Source organism: Bartonella sp. MR30HLJHH, assembly GCF_042194195.1.
Taxonomy (GTDB): Bacteria; Pseudomonadota; Alphaproteobacteria; order Rhizobiales; family Rhizobiaceae; genus Bartonella; species Bartonella grahamii.
Genome location: NZ_JBHIMO010000014.1, coordinates 14,043 through 31,595, shown reverse-complemented (window position 1 = coordinate 31,595; position 17,553 = coordinate 14,043). Strand labels below are relative to the sequence as shown.

The window sequence follows — 17,553 nt, the reverse complement described above, 5'->3', positions numbered from 1 at the left end:
AAAAATTTGATTTATAACGGAGCGTTTATCATTTTGCATATTGATTAGGAGCTTTAAATATCGTAAAATCGTCTTATCTTAAGTCTTCTTATAGTCAATTAATCAAAATCATTTTCGTGCACCTTGAAACCTGCTTAAAGCAAAGATTATCGCATCATTGGGGTTCGCAGAGAAAATGAGGCTGTTAGCTTGTACTTTTATTTCGTAAATATGGAAGTGTTTGTTCACAGGAGCACGTTATATCTTTTTTGGATAGTGCCGTAAAATAATTGTTCGATATGTATTAAGAGCTATCTCTTAAAAACAAGCCCATGAATATAATGCGCAAAAGCGGGAATAATCCGTGGTCTCTCCTTTCAGATTTCATATTCTTGCTAAATGAAGTTGTATTTTCGTTTCAGAGATTACTCAAATAGAATAGACAATATTTTTGCTCTAACTACAGAAGCTGGAACGGTGCGCAGAGCTTTCATTTACCTTAATCTTTTTTTTAAATATACCACTTGTGTTAAATTTGGATGTTGATTGACAAGCAACAGCGAAAGCACAAGCTTTATAAGAAAAATAACCCTATAAAACGCGTCATAGAGTGGTTATGAAAGCTATTTTGTTTTTTATCAGATGGTTTTGCTAATAGCGATAGTCTCCATGGCTTGGCATCTGCTTATTCTTACGGTGTTTGTACACATTCATTGCAATATATTGGTAAAGGTTAGACGCGAGGCGATTATCCTTGATGAAAAAATAAAAGATCAATGTGATATTAAAGATTTTTTCGTGTCATTATTAGTAGAAACATTGAAAGGGCTTGAACAAGCGAGCTCTTTATCTCGTTATCTTGCAATGTTTTTTCTACATTTGTCTGTGGTTTTTTTTAGTGAGTAGTACTTGGCAAAGTGTAGGAGAAAAAATAAACTTAAAGCGCATCTTCATGAGTTTTGTTCTTGGCTAGTTAAAACAATTGATGTTTCTTATGAGGGGCTAAAAGCATTTTGGATCATGTGGGAGAGGGGGCAAAGTAGATCGGGCTTATTTTCCTTCAGATTTTCGAGAAGCGCGGCTGTTTCTTTATGGCAGAATTATCAAGATATATTCGTTATTGTTTTGTCATTTAGATAAAAAAATTTTGATAAAAATATGTTATGTTTTTCTATTGAAAAAAGTCATGCGGTGAGGAGAGTATTTTATATAAGAATAGAGTCCTTTTTACATTGTGAAAGAACGTATGCAGGAAGGTAATTGATAGATTTCTGATCTGAGGGGGATATTTTTATTTATTGCGTTTTGTATATTTCAATTTTAGGAGAATGAACAATGATTATACATTGGGCATTACATACTGGGATAAAAGGGCCCCTCGTTGCCTTGCGGACAGGTCCAAGTGATATTTTTGTTTGGATCTTTGATATCGCATGTTTTACAATGTATGCAATTTGAAGCGTTGATAATATAAGTCAGATGACCATTATACTCTAGCCACTCGTAGACAGCGGCGGGGCAATAGTGTGTGGAAGGTGCCCCATAGATTGCATATTCGGAGTCTTTTTGTTTTCTTAATGAGGCTATTTTTAAATGGCAAGGTTGATTTTCTTCATGGTGCGTATTGGAAAGGGCAACACTTGAAAGGCGATCAAAGGTTACAACACCATCTGGTTTTGGGTAAGCAATGGGTTGAAATTTTTCTGCTGGTTCAAGATATGCATAATCTTCCTTTTTGTGGGGGAGTGTTTTAAATAAGGAAAATCCGAACAGTTGTTGCCACCACATATCAAAACCGGCAAGTTTAATTCCATATTTTGTCCCATATTTTGCCCAGAGTGGTTTGGCATTTCGCACTTTATAAAGATCTTTGCCAATGGGACCTTTTCGCCACTGTTCTTCGATTTCTTTGACCTCATCATGGGCACGCCCATGCGCGAGAGCGGTAGCGATTTTATCGGCAGCTAATATACCAGATAAGATGGCATTGTGTGACCCTTTGATACGAGGAACATTGACAAAGCCAGCAGAGCAGCCAATAAGTGCTCCACCAGGAAAGGTGAGTTTTGGTACAGATTGCCAACCTCCTTCGCTGATAACACGTGCACCATAGGAAAGACGTTTTGCACCTTTAAAAATTTCATAGAGTTTTGGATGTGTTTTAAAACGTTGAAATTCTTCAAAAGGAGAAAGATAAGGATTTTTGTAATCTAAGTGCACAACAAAACCGACAGAAATGACATTATTTTCTTGGTGATAAAGAAAGCCACCACCACCGGTATTATTGTCTAAGGGCCAACCAGTGAAATGTTGCGCTAAACCGCATTGGTGTTTATGAGGATCAATTTCCCAGAGTTCTTTGAGTCCAAGACCAAATTTTTGTGGTTCACGATTTTTGCTAAGGTTGAAATGTTTTATCAGTTGTTTTGCAATTGAGCCGCGTGCTCCTTCCGCAATCAGAGTATATTTTGCCAATAACGCCATACCAGGCATATAATTTTTTCCAGGGGTTCCATCTTTGTTAAGCCCCATATCACCGGTGAGAACACCAATGATAGCTCCGTTATCTTTTTGGATAATGGGCTCTGTTGCTGCAAAACCAGGATAGATTTCAACACCCAATGCTTCAGCTTTTTTGCTTAGCCAGCGGCAGACGCTCCCAAGCGAAACGATATAACATCCGTTATTTGATAAGATTTTGGGATGCAAGATATTGGGCAATAGTGTCGCTTTTTGAGGCTTTAGAAAAAAAAATTGGTCCTGGATGACAGGGGTTGTGAAGGGATGGTCGTTGTCATTTCTCCATTCTGGTAAGAGTGTATCGATACCAATGGGGTCAATAACTGCGCCCGAGAGAATATGTGCACCAACTTCGGTCCCTTTTTCAACAATTGTAACAGAAAGCTCAGGATTAATTTGTTTAAAGCGAATTGCGGCAGAAAGCCCTGCAGGTCCTGCTCCGACAATGACTATGTCAAACTCCATACTTTCACGTTGGTCATGCGGAAATGCATTCATAACTTATAAAGCTTTCTCTAATTCTGGAATAATTTGGTGGAGATCACCTACAAGGGTGTAATCGGCAATTTGCATGATGGGAGCTTCTTCATCTTTATTAATGGCAACAATAATTTGTGCATCCATTATACCGGCTAAATGCTGGATTGCACCGGAAATGCCAACGGCGATATAGAGTTCAGGGGCAACAACTTTTCCTGTTTGTCCAATTTGCCAGTCATTGGGAGCGTAGCCTGCATCAACTGCTGCGCGGCTGGCACCTAAAGCGGCATCTAATTTGTTTGCAAGGGGAAGAAGAAGTGCCATAAATTGTTCTTGAGAACCAAGACCACGCCCGCCTGATATAATAACACGTGCAGAGGTAAGATCAGGACGATCAATTTTGTTGGTTTCTTCTTTTACGAAAGAAGAAAGATTTGGATTGGGAGCTGGTGTTATTATTTTAATGGGAGCAGAATTATTTTGGGAAGGCGTTGGTGTGAAAGAAGCTGTGCGAACTGTTATAATTTTTTTGTGATCATTGGTACGGACAGTTTCAAGTACATTGCCTGCATAAATGGGTCGTTTGAAGGTATCGGGTGAAAGAACGGCGGTAATATCTGAAATTTGCATAAGATCAAGAAGGGCTGCTACGCGTGGCATCACATTTTTTCCAGTGCTGCTGGATGCAGCCATGATCACATCATAATTATTTGCTAACGTGAGAATTGTATCTGCCATAGGCTCGGCAAGTTGATGGGCTAAATAGTCTGCTTTTGCAATAAGAACTTGCCGCACACCATTAAGTTTAGCACTATTTTCCGCTATCGTTTGAATTTTTTCTCCGCAAACCAGAATATCGATATCATTACTGAGTGCGCGTGCAGCGGTAAGCACTTTTGCTGTTTCTTCTGTATTATGATCAGCCAATAAAAGAATTGCCATAAATTTTTGCCCTTTTATGAGAGTGTTGCTTTTACTCTAGTGGTGAGAATATTAAATGCAGTTCCTTTGTTTTAGTGCACTGACAAGCTCTACTACATTCGCCACTTTAATACCAGATTGACGGGGTTTTGGCTCTTCAACGCTTAAAATTGTTAAGCGTGCTTCCGTATCGATGCCAAGATCAGCAAGAGATTTTTGTTCAATGATTTTCTTTTTTGCTTTCATGATATTGGGGAGAGAGGTGTAACGCGGTTCATTGAGCCGTAGATCGGCGGTCATGACTATGGGAAGGGGAAGACAAAGAGTTTGTGTTCCATTATCAACTTCACGAGTAACTGTAGCATGCCCATTTTCTATGTTAAGATGTGAGGCAAAAGTTGCCTGGCCCCAACCAAGAAGAGCAGCGAGCATTTGTCCTGTTTGGTTACTATCGTCATCAATTGCTTGTTTTCCTAAAAAGACCATATCAGTTTTTTCTTCATCAACAATAGCTTTAAGAACCTTAGCAATTGCTAAGGATTCAAGTACTTGATCCGTTGTGACAAGAAGTGCGCGATCAGCGCCCATTGCAAGTCCTGTTCGTAGAGTTTCTTGGGCTGCTTCTGGGCCAATTGAAACAAGAAGAACTTCTGAAATTTTACCGGATTCTTTCTGGCGAATAGCCTCCTCCACGGCTATCTCATCAAAAGGATTCATAGACATTTTTACGTGAGACAGATCAACACCGGTACTATCGGGTTTGACGCGTATCTTGATGTTATAATCAACAACACGTTTGACAGCGACAATTATCTTCATAATGATCCTCTTTATTTGTATGACCACAAGTTTATAGCAATACTCATAAGAAACCAAATTGTTTAGAATGAAGTCTCATTTATAACTTATGTTCTCTTTCATATAAGCTTTTTTACGTTTACTTGTACTTTCTCGTCGTTATTTTCAATCTTCATATTTTTGCATTGCTATAATTGCCTTATTTGCTTGAATAAAAAGTAAAAAAATCAATCTGTCTTGTGAGAATATTCTTTTTTAGTTTCTTATGCTTTGTTTATGATGGTGCAATAGGTCCTTTATACAATGAAAAATTAAGTGAAAAAGATAAAAATGGGGGAATGATTTTGCTCTTCAAATCTTGAAGACAGAAAAATTAAAGATCTGTCTTTCAAACAAATATTTTGGATAAAGATTGGGGAAAATATTTCTAACAAAAAAGTTTTTAGGAGTTCTTAAAGCTCTATTTACTAAAATAGAGCACACTATCTCATCATTTGTTGCGATTCTTTTCAAAAAGATTAATGAGGGGTAGGCGTTTGTGAATACGAAGGGTCATACGATCGATCAGGCGACCAATCAGGTTAGGAATGGTAAATTCTTTTCTTTTGTTGAACAGAAAGAAAGAATGGATGCTTCTGTAGAAGTAACGATGTCGGATATTGCTCAAAAATTACGCACCGTTTACGCGCAAATGCAAATGAAGCATTCACCCCGTTCTTTGATGCAGCAAAGTTCTGTAGAAGAGCATTTAAAATCTTACTTAGATGATATTAGTCGAGCCATTTTGGCTGAACATTATATACGTCGACAAAGAGAAAAAAAACTTTTTGAGTCTTTAGAGCAGATTAAAACAATTGTTAAAAGTTTGCAGAGTGAAAAAAAAAGCTTAGAAGAAGAAGCGGTAACACGACGGGTATCTCGTTCAAAATCTCCTGATTCTGTTGTACAAAAACTTGCTCATATGGAATGTAAGGAAAATCAAGAACGTTTATTCCTTCAAAAAGTGCAAAATTTTTCCAAACAAAACGGTATAATTCCACTCCAAACAAATGTTGAAAATACGTTGCAGCAAGAAAATAAAAACTCTTTGCCCAGTGATGCTCTGAAATCTTCTTTTAAAAAGGATGAGAGAGTAGTGAAGCGTGCTGTGATAGAAGAAAAGGGTATGGTGGGTGTTCAGACATCTAATCATTGCATTGAGAATGATTTTTCTTCTTTAAAGGTGCAGTCTCGGGAACATATCTCGTTTTTATCTTATTTGGTAAAAAAAAGTGTTCTTTGTTTTTTAACCGTTGTATTTGTGCTAGCGATAACGTTATGTCTTTAATAGCTTTTTAAAAGGAGCTCGTTTTTTTAATTTGTATGATGTTGATGTTAATAGATGTGAAATGTATTGCGCATTCGTGTTTGTGCGAAAGCTATAGCAACTAAAATTATTCTTTTTAAACACGCAACAGAGATTATTGGAAAAGAGGATAATTGGAGAAGGATTCTCTAATTGTTAAAAAACCTCAAATTATCTTGAAGGTTCTGTAAGTGAGTATTTATTTACCAATTGCTGAAATGTCACTCAATATGCTGATCTTGATTGGTATGGGAGTCGTTGCTGGTTTTTTTTCAGGCCTTTTTGGAATCGGTGGTGGGTTTCTCATCACACCGTTATTGATTTTTTATAATATTCCTCCTGCTATTGCTGTTGGAACAGGTGCTAACCAGATGATTGCGTCATCTGTAACAGGAGCAATTACACATTTTAGAAGACGTACGCTCGATATTAAACTTGGTATTCTTTTGGCGATTGGAGGAGGGGGTGGTTCTTTAATCGGGATTCAGGTTTTCTCTGTTTTGAAAAAGTTAGGTCAATTAGACTTAATGATTTCGCTTCTTTATGTGATTCTTCTTGGAAGTGTAGGAAGCTTGATGATCGTTGAAAGTTGGTATGATATGATGCGCAAGCGTAAGGCAGGAAAAGCCAATATTCGTCTTGCTGGTCGACATAACTGGATTCATCGCTTACCCTTAAAAATGCGTTTTCGGACATCTATGATATATGTTAGCATTATTCCAGTTTTAGGGATTGGTCTCATTGTGGGGTTGTTGTCTTCTATTATGGGAATTGGTGGGGGGTTCTTTATGATACCAGCATTGATTTATCTTCTGCGTGTTCCAACCAGTGTGGTGATTGGGACTTCACTTTTTCAGATTACATTTGTGTCTTCTTTCACGACAGTTTTGCAAAGTATGACTAATCAGTCCGTTGATATTGTCTTGGCTTTTTTGTTAATGCTTGGAGGAAGTATTGGTGCGCAATATGGAACAAGGGCTGGACGGAAGTTAAAGGCTGAACAACTGCGTATGGCGCTTGCATGTTTAGTGTTGATTGTGTGTATGCGTCTTGCTTTTCAATTATTTATACGCCCTGATAATCTTTTCTCTCTGGATGTTCTTATGAGATAAAAATGGGTAGATTATTTTTTTTATACATCATTGCAGGTTTCTTTTATTTTATTTCTTTTTCTACATGGTCACATGTTGGGACGCCAGCTACATCCATTGATCAACTTGACCACGAAACTGTCCAAATTATCGTAACAACGAATACGATTACTGTGGATGCAAATTTTGCTGGTCGTGATCTTTATATTGCTGGTGTTTTGGAAAATATTGATCCGTTATATTCTCGACAGAACCGTTATGATGTTGTTGTAAGCTTGGAGGGACAAGATCGGACAATGGTGATGCGAGAAAAAAAACGCAATGCCGGTGTATGGGTTAATACAGATTCTCTTATTTTTAAAAAGGTTCCTCTTTTTTACTCTATGGTCACAACACGTGAAATTGACGATATTACGAGCATTGAAGATTATAAACGCTTAGGGTTAGGATTACTCTATTTGCCATTACAGACGGACGAACAAGATCAGAAAAAAATACAAAGCTTTCGCGATGAACTTATAAAATTGCAAAAAGCTAAAAGCCTTTATTACGAGGAAGTAGGTGGTGTTCGTTTTGGTTCTGACACACTTTTCACAGCACATTTTCGTTTGCCAGCAAATATTCCTGTTGGACATTATAAAGTTCGTGCTTATCTTTTTCGTGATGGACAGTTTATTGATAGTGCAACAACGACTCTTGAAATTGTTAAAGCACATATCGCTTATACAATTTTTTATGCAGCGCACAAGTATCGTTTTTTATATGGTATTGTTGCAGTGATTATTGCTATTACTACAGGATTTTTATGTCGTTTGATTTTTCGAAAAGATTAGCACAAGGAAAATGTTAAGGCTTTTATTTTTTATGAAAAATTCGTAAGATAAGAAAAATAGGTACAACAATAATAGCTCCCGTCATAGTTATATGAAAGAAATTTGTAAGCGTTATAAATCCTGCTTCCCATAGTGATTGAAAAAAATCTACTATTCTTTGTATGAGGTTTCGAGGTGTCCATCCCAAAAAATTCATTACGATGCCAATGAAGAATGAAAGGATAAGCAATTTTAGACTAACACGGTTTAATGTTCCTCCAAGAAACGCATGAGAAGAATTTAACAATTTTTTCTTTCGGTTCATTTTAATATACTTTCGAAGATCGTGTTTTTTATTGTATTAACATAGTACAGCGATGTTATTATCATAAAAGAAAAACATTTTTTATTTTTTCTTACTTTTTTAAGTTCACTACCTTAGTACTGGTGTAACAACAGTACTGTTTTTTGAAATATACGTGTATTTTATTGCATTTTCGCGATATTTTCATGGCGCTTCTTTCATTAAATGAAGGGATATCCTTTTGTTTCTGAGAATTTGTAGAGAAATTTTATAACGTTTCGATATTCCGCGTCAGGGTGAGAGTTTTTGTTCGTTGAAGATTTTGTAACCGACTTATTGTTGTTGTGTATAGAAATAATATTTCAAGATAGTTTACTTAAAAAAAGACTATCTATTCTGATAAGGGTGTGCTTATATAGGTATTATATTTAGGTATTTCAACCTTAGTCATTGAAAAGATTTTTTTCTGAAAAAATGCAAGCAATGAATTGAGTGTTGTTAAAGGAGCAAAGGTATTTAAAATACGACATTGAAAAAAGTTTTGTTATGGACGGACGCGTGAGGGAATGTCAGAGGTTTGTGGTGCCCGTACTCCTTTTATTTGGAAATAAGATATAATGAGAAGCTGTTATTTAGTGGGGAATTATGGAAAAATCCAAAATTCCTTTTGCAGAAGGGGTAGAGGTGGTTGATGTTGGGCGATGGGCAAATTTTTCTGTTTTGTTGAAATATCAAATTATTATAAAGGCTCTTTGTTATTAAGGTTTTTGAGCTAACAGGGGATAGTCCTTTGATGGCATAAAAACGCTAGAGTAAAGAAGAGCTGAACTTGTCCGACAAGAGAGAAGAAATCTTTGTCTTATAGCCTTCAATGGTAGACGTTGTAATATCATCAATAATTGGTGATGGGTTATGTCATTCATCATACATTAGATTGTTTTTCGGTGCATATTGGGGGGTGACTATGGGCAGGAGGAGTGGTTGATAAGTAATGTTATTTGAAAGTTCTAAAACGTTATCTCTCAGAGCCTATGGTTTGTCTAATTTTATTATTTTGCACATTCTTGTTGCGTGGGGAATTTATACAATAAACTTTAAAAGGAAAAGTCTATGAACTTAAAAAGAAAAATATTGAAAAGTAGCGGATCTCTTGTTTCTGCTCTTATTGCACTGGGAGTAGTTGTACAACAGGTTTCAGCAAAAACACCGGCTGATACCCTTGTGATGGCTTGGAATCTTGATGCAATCAGTACGTTTGATCCTGCGCAGCTCACGGATGTTTATGGAAGTGAAATTGTTCGCAATGTTTGTGATAACTTAGTCAGTACAGCGACAGACGATCCTGCTAAAATGGTTCCCGCTTTAGCAACTCATTGGGATGTTTCAGGTGATGATCACAGTACGGTGATTACCTTTCATTTGCGTGATGGTTTGAAGTTTAATAATGGCAAGCCAGCCAATGCCAATGATCTTGTTTGGGGTATGAGGCGGGTTGTCAAATTGAAGATGGGTAATGCGGCAATTTTTAATGAATATGGAATTACAGAACAAAATGTTGATGAGGCGTTGCAAGCTGTTGATGAGAAAACAGTGGTGATGAAATTTGATAAGCCTTATCCAGCAGAGCTCATTCTTAATAATATTGTTGCAAGTCCTGCAACAGCTTTGCTTGATCGTAAGACGATCATGAAACACGAAAAAAATGGTGATTTGGGAAATCAGTATTTGAAAACTCATGCTGCTTGCGTTGGTCCTTATCAGTTAAAAAGTTGGCGCCCTGGAGAAGCGATTTTGTTGCGTGCAAGCTCTCACTATTGGGGACAAGCACCTAAACTAAAGCAGATTGTAATTCGCCATGTTGCGGAGCCAGGAACACAACGCTTGTTGTTGCAAAAACATGATATTGATGTTGCTCGTAATTTGACACCTGAAGATCTTGCAGATCTGCAAAAAACAACAGATGTTAAAATCAAAGAAGTGTTAGAACCATCCATGATGTATTGGGGATTCAATACGACGAATCCGATTTTTGCTAAGGAAAAAGTACGTTTGGCGATGCGTTATCTTATAGATTATGAAGGTCTTGGCAAGAAACTTCTCAAAGGGATTGGTATTCCACGGGCAAGTTTTGTTCCTCTTGGCAATCTTGGGGCTTTGGATGAAAAAGAAGGGCAACCCTTTAAGCTTGATATTCAAAAAGCCAAGCAGCTTTTAGCAGAGGCCGGTTATCCGAACGGATTTGAGGCAAATTTTCTCGTGTCAAATGCTCCTTATACTTTATTACTTGCTCAGTCACTCCAAGATAGTGCTGCGCAGGCGGGTGTGCGTCTTAAAATTGAGCGATTGGCAGGTACACAGTTATTTTCCAAACTTTATGCCCGGGCTTTTGATACAATTTTTGTCGGATGGAATAATGATTCTGCGGATCCTCATACAATGGCTTCACGTCTTGTTTATAATCCAGATAATCGTTTTGAGACAAAAAATACAGCTTATCCTAGTTGGCAGCATGGATATTTTGATGCCAAGATGAATCAAAAAGTTGAAGAGGCGTTGTTTCAAAAAGATCCGCAAAAACGGGCGCAAATATATGCTGATTTACAACGTGAACTTATGCAAAAAGGACCTTACGCGTTTATCTATCAGAAATATGGCGTTGTCGCGATGACACCGGATATCAAAAAGTGGGTTTGGAATAGTGCACCACATATTTTTTATAGTAAAATTGAAAAATAAGGGTATCTTCAATACTGTTAAATAAATAAAGAACATCGTTATGATATATTCGGCGTATTGTATAATTTTCAAGCTTTGCAATACGTCGAAGATCATAGGTAATGCCTGATATATTGTTCAATATCTTTCTGAAGACATTCGTTTAAAGAGATTTTTCATTCTCATTAGAGGTGTATTTGTGTGGATGTTAAGATTGAATATTTCAATTTCTCTGAATTGAAAAGTGGTCAATTTATTTGTTAAAAAATTAAGTGTAACAAATGTCGCGGAATTGAGTAGTACTAAAGGTGCAAAGGTTTTGCGATGTTGAAAGAAAGTTTTGTTATGGGTGGGTACACAAGGGATATCAGTTTTTTATGGTATTCATATTTTCTTTTGCTTTGAAAGATGATGAGATGCCAATTGGAGGGTGTTATTTTACGGGGAATGATGAAAAACAATCAAATTTCCTTTTGAAGAAGGAATAAAAGTCGTTGCACTTAGCAAACTAACGAATTTTCCTGTTTTATCAAATCGTCAAATTATTATGAAAGTTCTTTGTTATTAAGGTACTTGAGCCGAAAGGGCTAGTGCTTTGATGGTATGCAAAACGCTGGAAGAAATAAGAGACAAGCTTGCTGAACAAGATAGAGAAAAAATATTGGTTTTATAGTCTTCAATAGTAGGCGTTATGATATCGTGAATAAGCTCTATTCTTGGTGAGCGTTCATTGTATATCAGAGTGTTTTCCTTTGTATGTTTTGGTTTGGCTTATAAGTGTAGGCAGGAGGAGTCATTGGCAAGAGGTGCTTGTTCTTGAAGATTTTAAAGCTTTGTCTTTAGGAGCCTATAGTTCGTCTAAACTTAATTATTAAGCACGTTTTGCTGCATGGGGGAATTTATACAGTAGACGTTAAAAGGAAAATTCTATGAACGTGAAAAGAAAAATATTGAAAAAGAGCAGTTCTTTTGTTTCTGCTGTTCTTACAATGGGGATGTTTGTGCAACAAGTTTCAACAAAAACACCTACCGATACGCTTGTGATGGCTTGGAATCTCGATTCAATAAGTACATTTGACCCTGCACAACTTAATGACCGTTATGGAATTGAAGTGGTTAACAATATTTGTGATAATTTAGTCGTTTCTGCTACAGATGATGCAGCTAAAATGGTTCCTTCTTTGGCAAAGAGTTGGGATGTTTTAAGTGATGACCAGAGTACGGTAATTACTTTTCACTTGCGCGATGGTTTAAAGTTTAACGATGGTCGTTCTGCGAGTGCCAATGATCTTGTTTGGGGTATGAAGCGGATTGTGAAATTGAAATTGTCCAATGCGGCAACATTTAATGAATATGGGATTACAGAACAAAACGATTAATATTTGATATTTCAATTTATGTGTATAAAAAAGTAATAAATTTGTTTGTTGCAAAAAACAGATGTAACGAATAAAGCAAATTTTAGTGTTTCTGAAAAAATGGGGGACTTTAAAATGTTTTGGTGAAAAAAACTGTTGTATGCAGGTACATGGAAAACATCAAGCTTACTCTTCTCTTACCTCAGACTACACTCCTTATGACTTAAAATATGATAATCTACAGGTTCGAAGCTGTTATTTGATACAGAGTTATAATAAAGTTCGAATTTTCTTCTGAAGAAGGGTAAAAATAGTTACAAAAAATTTATTCAGGATCATTAAAATATCAAATTGTTTTGAGTTTGAGGCAATTAGAATAGCGCTTTGATGATACTTTTTAGAAAATCACAAGAAGAAATCTTTTTGATGAAGTAAAGAAGGATTTTGGCCTGATATGTTCTGAATTGTAAGTGCCGTGATGTCGCGTGCTATCGTGCGTGATAGATTCATTTTAATCAGATCGTTTTGCGTTGCATATGTTCGTTTGTCCTATACGTGTTTGGGGGGAATGAGCTTTTGAAAAGTGGCTGCTGCTCTTGGAGGTTTTGATATTTTGCCTCTAAGAGGTGTGTTTTCTAAGCATGATGTTATCATTTTTGCATGGTGTCACATGGGGAAGTTATACAATAACCTTAAATCTTAAAAGGAAAATTCTATGAACGTAAAAAGAAAAATATTGAAAAAGGGCAGTTCTTTTGTTTCTGCTGTTCTTGCAATGGGGATGTTTGTGCAACAAGTTTCAGCAAAAACACCTGCTGATACGCTTGTGATGGCTTGGAATCTTGATACAATAAGTACATTTGATCCCGCACAAATCAATGATCGTTATGGTAATGAAGTTCTTGTCAATGTTTGTGATAATTTAGTCGTTTCTGCTACAGATGATGCAGCTAAAATAGTTCCTTCTTTAGCGAAGAGTTGGGATGTTTCAAGTGATGATCACAGTACGCTGATTACTTTTCATTTGCGTGATGGTTTGAAGTTCAACAATGGTCGTCCTGCGAATGCCAATGATCTAATTTGGAGCATGAAGCGGGTTGTTAAATTGAAGATGGCTACTGCGGCGACATTTAATGAATATGGCATCACAGAACAAAACGTTGATGAGGCTTTTCAAGCACCGGACGACAAAACGGTGGTGATGAAATTTGATAAACCTTATCCAGCAGAGCTCATTCTTAGCCATTTTGCCACTAGTCGTACTCTTGCTTTGCTTGATCGTGAGACACTCATGAAACACGAAAAAAATGGTGATATGGGAAACCGGTATTTGGCAAGCCATTCTGCTTGTGTTGGTCCTTATCAGTTAGAGAGTTGGCGCCCTGGAGAAGGGATTTTGTTGCGTGCAAGCTCCAATTATTGGGGTGAGGCGCCTAAATTGAAGAAGATTTTAATTCGCCATGTCGCGGAGCCTGGTACACAACGTTTATTGTTGCAAAAACACGATATCGATGTTGCACGTAATCTAATGCCAGAGGATTTGGCAGATCTCCAAGCAACAACGGATATTAAAGTTGAAAGAGTGTTAGAGCCATCCGTGATCATATGGGGGTTCAATGTGACAAATCCTATTTTTGCCAATGAAAAAGTGCGTTTAGCGATGCGCTATCTTATTGACTATGAAGGACTCGGTAAGACTCTTCTCAAAGATGTTGGTGTTCCACGTGCAAGTTTTATTCCTCTTGGTAATCTTGGGGCTTTGGATGAAAAAGAAGGACAACCCTTTAAACTTGATCTTCAAAAAGCAAAGAAACTTTTAACAGAGGCAGGTTATCCGGATGGTTTTGAGGCCAGTATTTTTGCTGGTACTTCTCCTTATCCTTTTGCTTTGCCTATTGCTCAGTCCCTTCAAGACAATGCAAAAAAAGTTGGAGTACTTTTTAAAATTGAACGTTTTGTGGGCACGCAGTTATTTTCAAAACTATCTGCACGTACTTTTGATACGATTTTTTTCGGATGGAATAATGATTCTGCGGATCCTCATACAATGGCTTCACGCCTTATTTACAATCCTGATAATCGGCTTGAGGCTAAAAATACAGGCTATGCGAGTTGGTGCCATGGGTATTTGGATGAAACTATGAATCAAAAAGTTCAAGATGCGTTGTTTCAAAAAGATCCCCAAAAACGGGCGCAAATGTATGCTGATTTGCAACGTGAATTTATGCAGAAAGGACCTTATGCTTTTATCTATCAGACGTATCACACAATAGCGATGACACCTGATGTCAAAAAATGGGTTTGGAATAGTGCACCACGTATTTTTTATAGTGCAATTGAAAAATAAGAAGGTATCAAGTTTATAAAATATAAAAAACATGATCATGATATATTTGATGTATTGCAAAGCTCTTTAACACTTTGCAATACGTTGAATTTTATCGGGAATGGATTACTATGTTGTGTAGAGAATTTTATTTCAGGAATTCTTATGAAAGATGTGTTTGTGTGGATGTTAAGATTGAATATTTTAACTTCTATTGATACGGCTTTCGGATGGAATAATAACTTTGGAGATCCCCATACAACGGCTTCAAGCTTTTTTATAACTCGGATAATCGGTTGAAATTCAAAATATAAGCTGTTCTAGCCGGTGCTATGGGTATTTTGATGAAGCTATAAATAAAAAGTTTAAAGATTGTGTTGTTTCAAAAAGATTCACAGAAACGGGCGTAAAGAATTGAAAAATGGTAAGTTTGTTTAGTAAAAAAACAGGTGTAACAAATGTGGCAGAATTTACTGTTTCTGAAATAGCAGGAGCTCTAAAGCGTATTGTTGAAGAAAAGTTTGGTTATGTACGGGTGCGTGGGGAGATATCAGGTTACCGTGGTACTCATGCTTCAGGACATGCTTATTTTGCTTTAAAAGATGATAAGGCACGGTTGGAAGCTGTTATTTGGCGTGGAGTGATGGAAAAGCTCAAATTTCCTCCTGAAGAAGGGATGGAAGTGGTTGCTGTTGGTAAACTTACAACTTATCCAGGGTCATCGAAATATCAAATTGTCATTGAGGCTCTTGAACCAACGGGGGTTGGTGCTTTGATGACACTTCTTGAAAATCGTAAGAAAAAGTTTGTGGAAGAAGGCTTATTTGATGAAGCAAAGAAAAAACCTTTGCCTTATATGCCCCGAATTATAGGCGTTGTAACATCACCAACAGGCGCTGTGATTCGTGATATTATTCATCGTATATCCGATCGTTTTCCGTTACATATTTTGGTTTGGCCTGTACGTGTTCAGGGGGAAACAAGTGGGAGAGAGGTAGCTGTTGCTGTTGAAGGTTTTAATGCTCTTGCTCCAGGAGGACTTATTCCAAAACCTGATCTTATTATTGTTGCACGAGGAGGGGGAAGTTTAGAAGATTTGTGGGGGTTTAATGATGAAGCTGTTGTTCGTGCTGTTTATGCTTCTGCTCTTCCCGTTATTTCTGCTGTTGGGCATGAAACGGACTGGACTTTGATTGATTATGTCGCTGATTGGCGTGCTCCAACCCCTACAGGAGCTGCAGAAAAGGCTGTTCCCGTTAAGCTTGATCTTGAAGTGTGTGTTGCGTCTCTTGGGGCACGTTTGCGAAAGGGACTTGTACGTTCTTTTGATTTTCATCAACAAAAGTTGCGTGCAGCCAGACGTGGTTTTCCCACTGTCGACCAACTTTTTGCTCTACCGCGGCGTGGTTTTGATGAAATCTCAAATCGATTACAGCGTGCTCTTTGTGTGAGCTACGATAAAAAATGTTTTTCTTTTCATGCTCTTCATTTACGTCTTTCGCTACGTTTATTAAATAGTGAAAAAGCACAACGCAATACAAAGGAATATACGGCGCGCCTTCATCGTGCTTTTGTGCGTAGTGTGGAAAAACAACGTGCCCAAATGGAGCTTGCATTTAGGCTTTTAAAAAGTACTTCTTATCAGAATATTTTAGAGCGTGGTTTTGTTTTGGCTTTGGGGCAAGATAATAAGCCCATTAAACGGTTGACTCAGTTTCCTAAAATAGGGCAAATAAATTTACGCTTTTTTGATGGTGATATCAGTGTTGCAATACAAGAATCTGTTTTTTCTAAACGTTCAAAACACAAGCAGATAAAGTCGCCAAGCGATGATCAAGGAACTCTCTTTTAATACGGTTAATGCCATGCTTGCAGAAGGTCTTCTTAAGGGAGTGGATGGAAAAGTTCGTTGCGCATGGGCTGGAACGGATCCACTTTATTGTGCCTATCATGATAACGAATGGGGAAAACCTGTTTTTGAAGATCGCCGTTTATTTGAAAAAATTTGTCTTGAAGGTTTCCAAGCGGGGCTTTCTTGGTTTACAATTTTAAAAAAACGCTCTTTTTTTCGCATTGCATTTGATCACTTTGATGTTGAAAAGATTGCTCATTATGATGAGCTAAAGGTGAAAATGTTAATGCAGAATAAAGACATTGTTCGCCATCAAGGAAAAATTCAATCAGTGCTTAATAATGCACTTAGAGCACAGGAAATTATAACAGAGTGGGGGAGCTTGTCCCGCTATTTTTGGTCTTTTCAGCCACCACAATCAGAGCGTTATGAAAAGATAGACTTTCAAACACTGTTGGCTCATCCTATAACCCCTGCTTCTCTTCGTCTTTCTCAAGACTTGAAGAAACGTGGCTGGACATTTATTGGTCCCACAATTTGTTATGCTTTTATGCAGTCCGTAGGGATTGTTAATGATCATCTTGAAGGATGTTTTTGTCGATAAATTAGTCAACGTTCTTTTGTAAGGGTAATGATCAATAGGATAATAATTGAATTGTTTAATAAATGTATAGATTATACAACTCCACTGTATAAGATAATCGAAATATACAAACTATACAAGATCAATGATTTCCTACTGTTGTTGGCACTCAAAACGATAAAGGTATAATTTTGAAGATGAAAAAACAGATGCAAAAAGGAGAGATACCTCAACTGTCATGTATCTGAAGTAAGATAATGGTAATGTCTTGTATGTTTAAAAAAACATCTAGTGTACCAAAGCCTATTTTGCGACGTAGCCCATGAATGGTATAGCGGTCAATCCATTGTGCACTCCATCTTTACGATTATGAAGGAGCAAATCAGCGCCATCACACATTTTACGAGCTTTCAATGTTGTGCAACAGTTCTTGGTATTTTGAAATGGTTCAAAAGAGTTGTTTTTATTT

10 protein-coding genes and 2 pseudogenes are annotated in these 17,553 nt (G+C 37.2%); 8 read left to right on the top strand and 4 right to left on the bottom strand.

What is annotated here, in order from left to right:
• Window positions 1-1,332: 1,332 nt before the first annotated feature.
• The 3 genes from ACFIKR_RS07470 to ACFIKR_RS07460 are packed head-to-tail and all read right to left on the bottom strand — an operon-like array spanning window position 1,333 to window position 4,719.
• A complete protein-coding gene (locus ACFIKR_RS07470; RefSeq protein WP_375659417.1) occupies window positions 1,333-2,997 on the bottom strand; it encodes a 4Fe-4S dicluster domain-containing protein in 1,665 nt (554 codons plus the stop codon).
• 3 nt (window positions 2,998-3,000) lie between these two features.
• Entirely contained in the window at window positions 3,001-3,921 is a 921-nt protein-coding gene (locus tag ACFIKR_RS07465; protein ID WP_375659416.1) for an electron transfer flavoprotein subunit alpha/FixB family protein, read from the bottom strand.
• A 51-nt stretch (window positions 3,922-3,972) separates the two neighbouring features.
• Window positions 3,973-4,719: an electron transfer flavoprotein subunit beta/FixA family protein gene (locus ACFIKR_RS07460; RefSeq protein WP_375659415.1), complete on the bottom strand. Its 747-nt coding sequence runs from the start codon at window positions 4,717-4,719 to the stop codon at window positions 3,973-3,975.
• A 517-nt stretch (window positions 4,720-5,236) separates the two neighbouring features.
• Between ACFIKR_RS07460 and ACFIKR_RS07455 the strand changes: the two are divergent.
• The 3 genes and pseudogenes from ACFIKR_RS07455 to ACFIKR_RS07445 all read left to right on the top strand — a co-directional run bounded on the left by ACFIKR_RS07455 (window position 5,237) and on the right by ACFIKR_RS07445 (window position 7,967).
• Window positions 5,237-6,122, top strand: a pseudogene (locus ACFIKR_RS07455) (hypothetical protein).
• A 112-nt stretch (window positions 6,123-6,234) separates the two neighbouring features.
• Window positions 6,235-7,155, top strand: a complete 921-nt coding sequence (locus ACFIKR_RS07450) for a sulfite exporter TauE/SafE family protein (protein ID WP_375659414.1) — start codon at window positions 6,235-6,237, stop codon at window positions 7,153-7,155.
• Between the two features lie 2 nt (window positions 7,156-7,157).
• Window positions 7,158-7,967 (top strand): TIGR02186 family protein, encoded by an 810-nt coding sequence (locus ACFIKR_RS07445; protein WP_375636335.1) that lies wholly within the window; start codon window positions 7,158-7,160, stop codon window positions 7,965-7,967.
• Between the two features lie 22 nt (window positions 7,968-7,989).
• Here the strand turns inward: ACFIKR_RS07445 and ACFIKR_RS07440 are convergent, their stop codons facing one another.
• A complete protein-coding gene (locus ACFIKR_RS07440) occupies window positions 7,990-8,271 on the bottom strand; it encodes a DUF6460 domain-containing protein (protein ID WP_375636337.1) in 282 nt (93 codons plus the stop codon).
• A gap of 1,089 nt (window positions 8,272-9,360) precedes the next feature.
• Here ACFIKR_RS07440 and ACFIKR_RS07435 point away from each other — a divergent pair.
• The 5 genes and pseudogenes from ACFIKR_RS07435 (at window position 9,361) to ACFIKR_RS07415 (ending at window position 17,105) form a co-directional block, all read left to right on the top strand.
• Entirely contained in the window at window positions 9,361-10,986 is a 1,626-nt protein-coding gene (locus ACFIKR_RS07435) for an ABC transporter substrate-binding protein (RefSeq protein ID WP_375659413.1), read from the top strand.
• Window positions 10,987-11,894: 908 nt separating this feature from the next.
• Window positions 11,895-12,338, top strand: a pseudogene (locus ACFIKR_RS07430) (ABC transporter substrate-binding protein); the annotation flags it as partial.
• Between the two features lie 700 nt (window positions 12,339-13,038).
• A complete protein-coding gene (locus tag ACFIKR_RS07425) occupies window positions 13,039-14,670 on the top strand; it encodes an ABC transporter substrate-binding protein (RefSeq protein ID WP_375659412.1) in 1,632 nt (543 codons plus the stop codon).
• Window positions 14,671-15,070: 400 nt separating this feature from the next.
• Window positions 15,071-16,501 carry an exodeoxyribonuclease VII large subunit gene (gene xseA, locus ACFIKR_RS07420; RefSeq protein WP_375659411.1) on the top strand — a complete coding sequence of 477 codons (1,431 nt, stop codon included), beginning with the start codon at window positions 15,071-15,073 and terminating at the stop codon, window positions 16,499-16,501.
• Window positions 16,479-17,105 carry a DNA-3-methyladenine glycosylase I gene (locus tag ACFIKR_RS07415; RefSeq protein WP_375659410.1) on the top strand — a complete coding sequence of 209 codons (627 nt, stop codon included), beginning with the start codon at window positions 16,479-16,481 and terminating at the stop codon, window positions 17,103-17,105. The genes xseA and ACFIKR_RS07415 overlap by 23 nt, the downstream gene beginning before the upstream one ends.
• Window positions 17,106-17,553: the final 448 nt, after the last annotated feature.